The 10632-nt window shown below is 45.6% G+C and carries 10 protein-coding genes; 5 read left to right on the top strand and 5 right to left on the bottom strand.

The features are described 5' to 3' along the window. Positions 1–169: 169 nt before the first annotated feature. Positions 170–1459, bottom strand: a complete 1290-nt coding sequence (gene serS, locus FHQ30_RS10240; RefSeq protein WP_139611518.1) for a serine--tRNA ligase — start codon at positions 1457–1459, stop codon at positions 170–172. Between the two features lie 485 nt (positions 1460–1944). On the opposite strand from serS, the gene FHQ30_RS10235 reads away from it, so the two are divergent. The 4 genes from FHQ30_RS10235 (at position 1945) to FHQ30_RS10220 (ending at position 6495) form a co-directional block, all read left to right on the top strand. Further along, entirely contained in the window at positions 1945–3525 is a 1581-nt protein-coding gene (locus tag FHQ30_RS10235) for an L-lactate permease (RefSeq protein WP_139611517.1), read from the top strand. 97 nt (positions 3526–3622) lie between these two features. Next, a complete protein-coding gene (locus FHQ30_RS10230; protein ID WP_139611516.1) occupies positions 3623–4342 on the top strand; it encodes a (Fe-S)-binding protein in 720 nt (239 codons plus the stop codon). A 9-nt stretch (positions 4343–4351) separates the two neighbouring features. Beyond that, positions 4352–5758: a LutB/LldF family L-lactate oxidation iron-sulfur protein gene (locus FHQ30_RS10225; protein ID WP_139611515.1), complete on the top strand. Its 1407-nt coding sequence runs from the start codon at positions 4352–4354 to the stop codon at positions 5756–5758. Between the two features lie 32 nt (positions 5759–5790). Beyond that, the gene (locus tag FHQ30_RS10220) at positions 5791–6495 is read left to right on the top strand and encodes a LutC/YkgG family protein (protein ID WP_139611514.1); all 705 of its coding nucleotides are present in this window, start codon (positions 5791–5793) and stop codon (positions 6493–6495) included. A 49-nt stretch (positions 6496–6544) separates the two neighbouring features. Here the strand turns inward: FHQ30_RS10220 and dapB are convergent, their stop codons facing one another. From dapB to FHQ30_RS10200, 4 genes are read right to left on the bottom strand one after another with little or no spacing between them, the layout of a single operon-like run. Beyond that, the gene (gene dapB, locus FHQ30_RS10215; RefSeq protein ID WP_139611513.1) at positions 6545–7360 is read right to left on the bottom strand and encodes a 4-hydroxy-tetrahydrodipicolinate reductase; all 816 of its coding nucleotides are present in this window, start codon (positions 7358–7360) and stop codon (positions 6545–6547) included. A 26-nt stretch (positions 7361–7386) separates the two neighbouring features. Continuing rightward, positions 7387–8472 (bottom strand): 23S rRNA (cytidine(2498)-2'-O)-methyltransferase RlmM, encoded by a 1086-nt coding sequence (rlmM, locus tag FHQ30_RS10210; protein ID WP_139611512.1) that lies wholly within the window; start codon positions 8470–8472, stop codon positions 7387–7389. A gap of 4 nt (positions 8473–8476) precedes the next feature. Further along, positions 8477–8887: a DUF423 domain-containing protein gene (locus FHQ30_RS10205; RefSeq protein WP_139611511.1), complete on the bottom strand. Its 411-nt coding sequence runs from the start codon at positions 8885–8887 to the stop codon at positions 8477–8479. A 19-nt stretch (positions 8888–8906) separates the two neighbouring features. Continuing rightward, positions 8907–9794, bottom strand: a complete 888-nt coding sequence (locus FHQ30_RS10200; protein ID WP_139611510.1) for a transcriptional regulator GcvA — start codon at positions 9792–9794, stop codon at positions 8907–8909. A gap of 366 nt (positions 9795–10160) precedes the next feature. On the opposite strand from FHQ30_RS10200, the gene FHQ30_RS10195 reads away from it, so the two are divergent. Then, positions 10161–10619 carry a MarR family winged helix-turn-helix transcriptional regulator gene (locus FHQ30_RS10195; protein WP_176552643.1) on the top strand — a complete coding sequence of 153 codons (459 nt, stop codon included), beginning with the start codon at positions 10161–10163 and terminating at the stop codon, positions 10617–10619. The last annotated feature ends 13 nt before the right edge of the window (positions 10620–10632 follow it).

Here is a 10632-nt window from a genome sequence, read left to right as displayed (position 1 = left end):
GAATATGTGGACCCCTTTAAGGGGTAAGCCACAGAGTTATTGTACAGTTGTCAGTCTTTTCACATGCCCCTTGAGGGGCATGTGAAGTACTAGGCCCTTATAGGGTAGCCGAAAAACCGCACGTTTCACGTGCGGATTGTTATTTAATATTGAAAAGTGCGGTCAGAATCTATTTTCCAATAAACGCCAAACCACCCATATAGGGTTGCAGCACGCTTGGAATGGCAATAGAGCCGTCGGCTTGCTGATAATTTTCCAACACCGCAACCAATGTGCGCCCCACGGCTAAACCAGAGCCGTTCAAGGTGTGAACCAAGCGAGTTTTCTTATCGCCTTTGCTACGGCAACGCGCCTGCATGCGACGCGCTTGGAAATCCCACATATTGGAACAAGAAGAGATCTCACGATAAGTGTTTTGTGCCGGCAGCCAAACCTCTAAATCATAGGTTTTGGTCGAACCAAAGCTCATATCACCACTGCATAACAACACCTTACGGTATGGCAAACCTAACAGTTGCAGCACTTTTTCCGCATGTCCGGTCAGTTCTTCCAAGGCTTCCATTGATTTTTCCGGTGCGACAATTTGCACCATTTCCACTTTGTCAAACTGGTGCATGCGGATCAAGCCGCGCGTATCACGTCCATAAGAGCCCGCTTCTGAGCGGAAGCACGGGGTATGCGCTGTCATTTTAAGCGGCAGGCTCTCTTCATCTAAAATCTCACCACGGATTAAATTAGTCACCGGCACTTCGGCGGTCGGAATCAACGCATATGGCTGCTCGCCTTCCAGTGCATTGGTATGAAATAAATCTTCACCGAATTTTGGCAGCTGCCCTGTGCCGTACAGGGTTTCATGGTTGACCAGATACGGCACATAGGTTTCCAGATAGCCGTGCTGTTCGGTGTGCAGATCCAACATAAATTGGCTCAACGCACGGTGTAATTTGGCGATCTGCCCTTTCATCACCACAAAGCGCGCACCGGCTAATTTCACCCCGGCAGTAAAATCCAAACCTGCAATATCTTCACCTAAAGTAACGTGGTCTTGTACCGTAAAATCATACTGTTTCGGCTCACCCCAGCGCAGCACCTCTAAGTTTTCACTGTCATCTTTGCCCAACGGCACTTCGTCTGCCGGAATATTCGGGATATTCAGTGCAATCTGTTGCAGTTCACTTTGTACCGCTTCAAGTGCGGTTTTGGCATCGTCCAACTCACAACCCATCGAATCCACTTCTGCCAGCAATGCCTGAATATCTTCCCCACGTGCTTTCGCTTGCCCAATACTTTTAGAACGGGCATTGCGTTCGGCTTGCAAGGTTTCGGTTTTCACCTGCAACACTTTACGCTGCTCTTCTAACTCACTGATTTGGGCAGTATCCAGTATAAAATTTCGTCTAATTTTTAATTTCTCGGCGGTTTCCGCCAGATTGTTACGCAGTAAATTTGGATCAATCATCTTGTTTACCTGTTTTGTTGATGGTGGCGGATAACCGCACTTTGCTTGAAAAATACTTGATATTTTAGCCTTTATTGACCGCAGTGACTAGTACAGAATCGTGATTCTCAGCCAACATTTCAGAAAAGTCGTGTTAACACCGATTTTCTATCCCGGTGGAAAACAGCGGTGCCGATGGCAAACACGGATTGGAGGAGTATCTGCAAACACAGGTCGTTTATTTACAAACCACAAACTAAATTCTGCACTGCTCTCAGCTAAACCGCACTTTGATTTATTGATATTTTTATCAAAATAATGAAAGTGCGGCTTTTACCTGTTTAAGTTATATGCAAACGGCTACCATCCTCTCCAATTGAAGACTAAAAAAACAAATTTTGCGAATCCTGTCACAAAAATTTTTCTTCTATTACATTATGATAACAACTTTAATAACAATGTATAATTTGTGGTTACTTTTTTATCTTTTAACTAAGGATCTTTAAATGGCTTTAACGCTTAGTCTTTTTCCAATTGTTTTACTCATCTATTTAATGGTAAAACGCAACAGTATGCCCTCTTTTATTGCACTGCCCCTGATCGCATTATTGGTCTATGTGTTGCAATTGACCTATTTTGATCAAGATTTCATGCTGATCAACGCCAACGTGATTTCCGGTATCATCGCTACACAAACCCCGGTTACCATTATTTTTGGTGCGATTTTATTTAACCGCATGATGGAAATTTCCGGCTCAACCAATGTATTACGCCAATGGCTGTCGAATATCAACCCTAACCCGGTTGCACAGTTAATGATTATTGGTTGGGCATTTGCCTTTATGATCGAAGGTGCTTCGGGTTTTGGTACGCCCGCTGCAATTGCTGCCCCAATTCTGGTTGGTTTAGGCTTTAATCCAATCAAAGTAGCGATATTTGCGTTGGTGATGAACTCGGTACCGGTCTCTTTCGGCGCCGTCGGCACACCGACTTGGTTTGGCTTTGCGCCGTTGAAGTTAGGCGAGGAAACCCTACTTCAAATCGGCTACCAAAGTGCAATTATCCACTTCTTTGCAGCCTTTGTTATTCCACTGATTGCGTTGCGTTTTATCACCAATTGGACAGCAATCCGCAACAACATTGTATTTATCTACCTTAGCATATTGTCTTGTACTATCCCGTATCTGTTGCTGGCAAAAGTCAACTATGAATTTCCATCGTTGGTCGGTGGCGCAATCGGACTGTTTATCTCCATTTTGTTGGCAAATAAAGGCATTGGTCTCGTCAAAACCAGCGATAACAGTGAAAAATCTCCACTGCCGTTTGCCACCATTGTGAAAGCCATGACCCCGACAATGTTGTTAATTTTGATTTTAATAGTGACCCGCATTCATCAATTGGGAATTAAAGCGCTATTGAATGATGCCACCACTTGGTTCAACCTATCATTGGGACCATTTGGGCAATTTGAAGTCAGCCGCGCCCTGATCTTGTCTTTGAAAGATATTTTAGGGCAAGGCGTCAGCGACAGTTATAAAACCCTGTATGTGCCGTCATTGATTCCGTTTATTATTACGGTGTTAATCTCATTAGTGCTGTTTAAAGTCAATAAAAACAACGCCAAAGCTATTTTTTCCAGCACTTTTCAACAAACCAAAAAACCGTTTTTTGCATTAATCGGCGCGTTGATTATGGTGAAGTTGATGCTATTGGGGGGAGAAAATTCAATGGTACAAACCATCGGACGGGATTTCGCCGCCGCCACCGGCGCGAATTGGACCTATTTTTCCGCTTATTTGGGTGCGATCGGGGCATTTTTCTCCGGCTCAAACACGGTTTCCAATTTAACTTTCGGTGGCATCCAATATTCGATTGCACAAACTACCGCACTTTCCGTGCCTTTAGTGCTGGCATTGCAATCTGTTGGCGGCGCAATGGGCAATATGGTGTGTATCAATAATGTGATTGCGGTGTGTTCAGTGTTGGACGTAAAAAATCAGGAAGGCACGATTATCAAGAAAACCGTGATTCCAATGCTGGTTTACGGTGTTATCGCGGCATTGGTTGCCACATTAATTTTATCGTAATATCGCCAAAAACAATTTGGGCAAAATACTGTCCCTGCAAAGGGTGGGCTCCCCCACCCTATTTTTACATGATTAAATTCATCTGTTGGAGTAAACAATGAACGTCAATTTTTATGTCACCTGTATTGCCGACGCGCTCAAAGCCAATGTCGCCAAGCAAAGCGTGCTGCTGTTGGAGCAGTTGGGGTGCAAGATCACTTTTTTAGAAAAACAGGGCTGCTGCGGGCAGCCGGCGCTAAACAGCGGCTATAACCAACAAGCGATTCCTGCCATCAAAAACTTAATTACCACTTTTGAAGCAAACGACTACCCGATTGTCGCCCCTGCCGGTTCTTGTGTGCATGCAATTAAAACCTATGCCACTTATTTCCCTGACGAGCCGGAATGGGCGGAACGTGCCAATAGATTGGCTGAGCGTTTTTACGATCTCACCGATTTTATTGTCAATCAGCTTAAGGTCACTCAGGTCGGTGCTAAATTGAACGGAACCGCCGTTTATCACCCCTCTTGCAGCCTGTTTCGTAAACTCGGGGTCGTAGACGAACCGGTGACGCTGTTGCAGAATGTTGAAGGATTGAAACTGTTGCCGATTCAAAATCAAACCACCTGCTGCGGTTTCGGTGGTACTTTTTCGGTCAAAATGGCGGAGATTTCCGGTGAAATGGTGATAGAAAAAGCCGAACATATCAAAGAAGTACAGCCGGATTATCTGATCGGTGCCGATGTTAGTTGTTTAATCAATATTGGCGGACGTTTACAGCGTGAAGGCAGCCCGATTAAAGTGTTGCACATCGCCGAAGTCTTAATGAGCCGCTAGGAGGAAACTATGTCATTAAAAACCAGTGAAATATCATTTAAAGCACGCCTGCATGACGAAATTCATAATGACGTGATGCGAAAAGCAGTGGTGATGGCGCAAGAGCGGATCGGCGCCAATCGGCAGAAAATGGTGGACGAACTCGGCCATTGGGAAGAGTGGCGTGAACAGGCAAAACAGATTCGCGAGCATATTTTGCAGAATTTAGATGCGTATTTGTATCAACTGTCGGAAAAAGTGAGCCAAAACGGCGGCAACGTTTACTTTGCCAACACCGCTGAAGATGCCACTGACTACATCAAAAAAGTCGCGCAACAAAAGCAAGCTAAAAAAGTGGTGAAATCCAAGTCGATGGTTACCGAAGAGATTGGCTTAAACAAGGTGCTGGAAGCGGAAGGCATTCAGGTGATCGAAAGCGATTTGGGCGAATATATTTTGCAACTTGCCGGCGATAAACCGTCCCATATTGTGGTGCCGGCAATTCACAAAGATCGCCATCAAATTCGCAAAGTGTTGCAAGACAAATTAGGCTATCAAGGCGAAGCCACGCCAGAAGAGATGACCCTGTTTATCCGTGGCAAAATCCGGCAAGATTTCTTGGAAGCGGACATCGGAATCAGTGGCTGCAACTTTGCGGTTGCCGAAACCGGCAGTGTCTGTCTGGTGACCAATGAAGGCAATTTGCGGCTGGCAACCACGCTACCGAAAACCCATATTGCGGTGATGGGAATGGATCGTCTGGCGCCAACGTTTAAAGAAGTGGATATTCTGATTACGCTATTGGCACGAAGTGCGGTCGGCGCACGCTTGACCAGTTATAACACTTGGCTGACCGGTCCACGTTTAGTGGGAGAAACCGACGGCCCGGAAGATTTCCATTTAGTGATTGTCGATAACGGTCGCTCCAAGGCGTTGGGTGGTGAATTTAACGATATTCTGCGTTGTATCCGTTGCGGCGCTTGTCTGAATGTCTGCCCGGCTTACCGCCAAATTGGCGGACACAGTTACGGCTCAATCTATCCCGGCCCGATCGGTTCAGTGCTGTCGCCAATTTTAGGCGGCTATGAAGACTTTAAAGATCTGCCATATGCCTGCTCGCTGTGCACTGCGTGTAACCAAGTTTGCCCGGTCAAAATTCCATTGGCAAGTTTGCTGCTCAAACATCGCAGTAAAATGGTAGAGCTCGGCATCACGCCAACATTGGAAAAATTGTCGGTCAAGATGTTCACCCTAGCAAACAATCACCCTACCCTGTGGAAAGTCGGGATGAATATCGGTGCCAAACTGAGCCGTAAGATGATCAAAAACGGCAAAGCCCCTATCAACATCGGCGCTGTGTCAGAATGGACGAAAGCCCGTGATCTGCCGAGTTCCGAAGGCGAAAGCTTCCGCAACTGGTTTAAAAACCGCACTTGATCATCAAAGACGACAGCATTAAGGATAACAACATGTTAGATCAACAAAACAGACAACAATTTTTAGATCATTTAGCGGCACAATTAGGTCGTCCGCCACGAAAAACCGTGGCAGGGCGCTACTCTAGCGTGACAGCACAGCCGACGACTCGCTTGACCGATTTAACCGCAGATCAGCGCTGTGAGGAGTTTGTGAAAGTCGCGCAGGAAGTGATGGCAGTGGAATGCAGCGTCACGACACCAAGTGAAGCCGCAGCAGCGCTGCTTGCATTATGCGAGCAACAGCACGGCGGCGATGTGATTTTAAATGACGATCCGCGTTTGAATCAATATGGCTTAACCCAAGCGGTGCAAGCGCACTACCCTACCCATATCTGGTCAGCTCAAAGTGCGGTTGAAAACCGCACTTTTGCCGAAAAAGCCAATATCGGCATCGTATTTGCCGAATACGGTTTAGTTGAATCCGGCGGGGTGGTGCTTTACAGCGCCGCAGAAAGAGGTCGCTCCAGCAGCTTATTACCACAAGTATCGATTGTGGTGCTAAACAAAAGTAGTATCCAGCCTCGTGTGGCGCAAGTCGCTGAGATTTTGCACCAACAAGCCGCTCAAGGTGTGCGGATGCCGTCTTGTATCAATATCATTTCCGGCCCAAGCTCCACCGCTGACATTGAGTTGGTGAAAGTCATCGGTGTGCATGGACCAATTAAGCAGATTTATCTGATTATCGACGATCTCTAGCCGACGATTTCCACCACAGCAGATAAACCGCACTTTTTGCTTGCTGTGATTACAGGTTATTCAAATCCAACACATCGGTCATATCAAATAAGCCGTTGTGTTTGGTTTGCAGCCATTTGGCAGCACGGACGGCACCATTGGCGAAGGTCATGCGACTGGAGGCTTTATGGGCGATTTCAACCCGCTCCCCTTCGTCGGCAAACCAAACGCTGTGTTCGCCGACAACGTCCCCGGCACGAATAGTAGCAAAACCGATTTCGTCACGTTTGCGCTCACCGGTGATGCCTTCACGGGCAAATACCCCGTGGGTTTTGAGATCACGCCCCAACGTTTTAGCAATATGCTCACCCATCGAAAGTGCGGTGCCGGACGGCGCATCGACTTTGTGCCGATGGTGCGCTTCGATCACTTCAATATCGCAATAATCCCCCATCACTTTGGCGGCTTTTTCCAACAGTTTAAACACCAAATTGACACCGACGCTGTAGTTGGAAGCAAACACAATGCCCATTTTTTCAGCGGCTTGGGCGATGGCTTGTTTACCCGCGTCGTCAAAACCGGTGGTGCCGATCACCATTTTTTTGTTATTGGCAACACAAAAATCAAGGTAGCCCTGGGTCGCCTCCGGGCGAGTAAAATCAATCAGTAAATCAAACTGATCTTTCACAGTTTCCAAATTATCACTGACCGCCACGCCGAGGTTACCGATACCGGCTAATTCGCCGGCATCTGCACCGACCAAACTTGAACCGGCACGTTCTAGGGCAACGCCTAAAACTACGCCGTCAGCGTTATTCACTGCTTGAATCAGTTGTCGCCCCATTCTTCCACCTGCGCCGGCAACGGCTACGCGTAAATCTGCCATCTTGTACCTCTATCTTGTTTATTTAATTACTTAATTCTCACATGCAGCGTGATCTCTTCACGGTCATGATATAAATGTTTAGCTTGGATTTCAAACCCCAAGCCTGCCTTGCTTAAATCGTCGTGCAGTTTTTGCTGGCATAACCGCACTTCCTGATAGCGTTTTTTCATCGGCAGTTTCAAGTTGAAAATCATCTCGCGACACCAACCGTTGGTCAGCCACTTGCTCATCAAACTGGTGATTCGCATCGGCTGTTCCACCATATCACACACCAGCCAATCAATTTTAGTGCGTTTTGGCGGCTGAAATTTAAAGCCGTCTTCCGGGCAGTGATCGACTCGTCCGGTTTCCATTAACGATGGTGCAATTTTACCGTGATCGACCGCATAGACAAACATGCCACGTTTGACCAATTGGTAGCTCCAACCGCCGGGACAAGCCCCCAAATCCACCGCTTTGCTTTCACTGTTCATGCGCTGCTTCTCCTCTTTTTCGCTCAAAAAAGTCAGAATCGCTTCTTCCAGTTTCAACGTAGAACGACTTGGCGCATCGCTGGGAAATTTCAAGCGTGGAATTCCCATAAAGTGCGGGGCGTGGTTATTATTATATGAGTAGCCGACATAGCAACTGTCATTGTTGATAAACAGAATATGCAAGGTGACACCGCTGCCATAGATTTCACGGTAGTTCAACAAACCGCACTTACGTAGTTGTTGGCGCAACGGCACGGTGAATTTACGGCAAAAGGTAGATAAGGATTTGGCTTCATTAGTGTCGGCGGTTTCAACCCACAGTTCGGTGCTTTGTTTAAAATCCACGAGGCTGTTTTGTTGATATTGCGCAACGATCGGGCTGATTCGATCTTCGGTCGCTAAATCTTGCAATAAATCAGATACCACCACCAACTGTCGGGCAAAAATCAGTTGCTTGAACTGAACTTCTTGCGCTAAGCGGTCGGCTTCATTTTCCTGATAACATTCAAAAATCACATAACCGCTGTTGTCCACCACTCTGGCAAAACCATAAATCCCTAAATCTGCGGCTTTTTCAGTGATCTCCGCCGCCAGCTCTTTTTCAAAACCGGCACGACAATATAATGCTAACTTATTCAAAATATTACCCTCTGGCTTTTAAGCTGTTGGCAATACTGATAAAAACCAGTGCGCCCCAACCGATTAAAAAGGCGATGCCGCCAACAGGCGTGAGCCACACCAACGTTTTGATACCGGTCAATGCCAAGCCATACAGACTGAAACTAAAGCAAAGAATTCCGATTGCCCAACTGTAGCCGATCCAGTTTAAGCCACAGTTGCGGCAGGCTGGCACAGCTTGATTTTGCGTGGCGCTGACAAACAGCCCCAATGCAAATAGCGCTAACGTATGAAAAAATTGATATTTTAAGCCCTTGTCAATCCAGTCCAACTGTAAAAAACTCAAGTGCGGTTCCAGTCCGTGTGCCGCGAACGCGCCGAATGCCACACAGAAAAAGCCGCTGATGGCAGCAAAAATTAAAAAACGATTGCCCATATATAGGTCCTTAATTTGGTCAGTGATGTTGTTGAATATGCTCAACAATCCAATTGATAAAAGAAACGGTCTGCATTTTATCCGAATAATTGGGATGGTACACCACATAAAACGATTTTGGGTCGATAACATCGGTTGAAAAAACCTCTGTCAGCGCACCGTCATTAATGTATTGTTGTGCCAAAATTTTATTCGCCAACACCACACCTTGCCCGTGCAGCGCAGCCTGCAACGCCATAAAAGTATGGCTGAAAATCGCGCCGTGATGCAGGTTGATCCCGTCCAGTTTCAAATAGGCAATCATGCGCTGCCAATTTTCACGAGTGTGAATATGCAATAAATTGTGCTGCGCCAAATCTGCCAATTGATTTAACGGTTTTTGCTGTAACAGTTTTGGTGAGGCGAAAATAGACAACCGCTCTTCTAACAACCGCTGGCTTTTCAGTCCTTTCCAATCGCCCTTACCGTAGAAAATTGCCACATCGGCATCGGCGAGAATATCACTTTCGTCATAATCGAAGCCTTGAATATTCACCTCAATATCCGGATAAAGTCGGTTAAATTCGCTCAGCTGTGGCACTAACCATGCTAGCCCAAAGGTTTGCGGCACTTTAATGGTCAGTGTCAACCCCTGTTGGTCGTGACGCAATTTTTGGGTCACTTCGACCAAACGCCGCAAAATAATATTGATATCGTAAAAATAGGCACTACCCTGTTCCGTTAATGCTAACGCACGGTTTTTACGAATAAAAAGTGCGGTACCTAAAAATTCTTCTAATAATTTGATTTGGTGGCTGACCGCAGCTTGGGTAACAAACAGTTCGTCCGCTGCCTTGGTGAAACTTAAATGTCGGGCGGCGGATTCAAAGACTTTGAGTGCATTTAACGGTGGTAAACGTTTATACATGGCATGTCCTATGAATAACTCAAAAATAAATAATGTCAGAAATCGCATAAGTTTTATTTATGCGAATGATAAAAAAATATAAATTGTGGCGCTGAGCGGCAAAACCTAGAATAGCCACATTGCTTTAATAGCAGACTCGGTATTTACCGTGTTGTTGTTAAGTATGATGTTGTGTTTTATCCGGTTCGCTGGATTTGAGTTTACTTCCTGTATATGTTGAAACCGATTTGGTTTAATAAGCCGCCTCATTATTTGGGCGGCTTTTTTTTCGGGCTATTCTAACACAAACCCTTTGCTTCCCCTATGCTAGAACCTTCAATTATGCTAAATTCTCACTTAATGCGCTATTTTTCGAGAGTTTATGTTATGGATTCAGATAAACAACCACAAAATCCTATGCCGCCTTCGGCACAGAAGTTAACATTTTGGCAACTGAAAAATCTGACCTTAAATATCAATAAAGCGTTGGATCATCTATTGCAGCAAGAAGGATTGACACTGTCACAAGCACGAGTGTTGCTGTTGTTGTTTGATGAAAACGGGCAAAATCAAACCAGTTTGATGAAACAACTACAAATTGAATCCTCTTCCATGACCAAAATTTTGGATTTATTAGAGCGCAAAGGATTGTTACAACGCAAAGATAATCCGCGTGATGCGCGACAAAAAAATGTTTTTTTGACTAAAAAAGGACATCATGCCGAAGTCGGTATCGTTCACTTGCTGCAACAATTTGAACATAATCTGCTGGCTGAACTTTCAAAAGCTGAAATCCAACAATTACATCATTTATTACACAAAATACAATTTGAACCCGATTACTAGGGTCTGTTGATCT

Origin of the sequence: Testudinibacter sp. 'clade 2' (assembly GCF_006227735.1) — a bacterium.
Taxonomy (GTDB): domain Bacteria; phylum Pseudomonadota; class Gammaproteobacteria; order Enterobacterales; family Pasteurellaceae; genus Chelonobacter.
This window is presented reverse-complemented; position numbering and strand designations above follow the sequence as displayed.

Coding starts and splice junctions, on each gene's coding strand:
- FHQ30_RS10205 (WP_139611511.1), bottom strand. CDS start 8,887: ATGGGCAATCGTTTTTTAATTTTTGCTGCCATCAGCGGCTTTTTCTGT.
- FHQ30_RS10195 (WP_176552643.1), top strand. CDS start 10,161: ATGGATTCAGATAAACAACCACAAAATCCTATGCCGCCTTCGGCACAG.
- FHQ30_RS10230 (WP_139611516.1), top strand. CDS start 3,623: ATGAACGTCAATTTTTATGTCACCTGTATTGCCGACGCGCTCAAAGCC.
- FHQ30_RS10225 (WP_139611515.1), top strand. CDS start 4,352: ATGTCATTAAAAACCAGTGAAATATCATTTAAAGCACGCCTGCATGAC.
- FHQ30_RS10235 (WP_139611517.1), top strand. CDS start 1,945: ATGGCTTTAACGCTTAGTCTTTTTCCAATTGTTTTACTCATCTATTTA.
- FHQ30_RS10200 (WP_139611510.1), bottom strand. CDS start 9,794: ATGTATAAACGTTTACCACCGTTAAATGCACTCAAAGTCTTTGAATCC.
- FHQ30_RS10220 (WP_139611514.1), top strand. CDS start 5,791: ATGTTAGATCAACAAAACAGACAACAATTTTTAGATCATTTAGCGGCA.
- dapB (WP_139611513.1), bottom strand. CDS start 7,360: ATGGCAGATTTACGCGTAGCCGTTGCCGGCGCAGGTGGAAGAATGGGG.
- serS (WP_139611518.1), bottom strand. CDS start 1,459: ATGATTGATCCAAATTTACTGCGTAACAATCTGGCGGAAACCGCCGAG.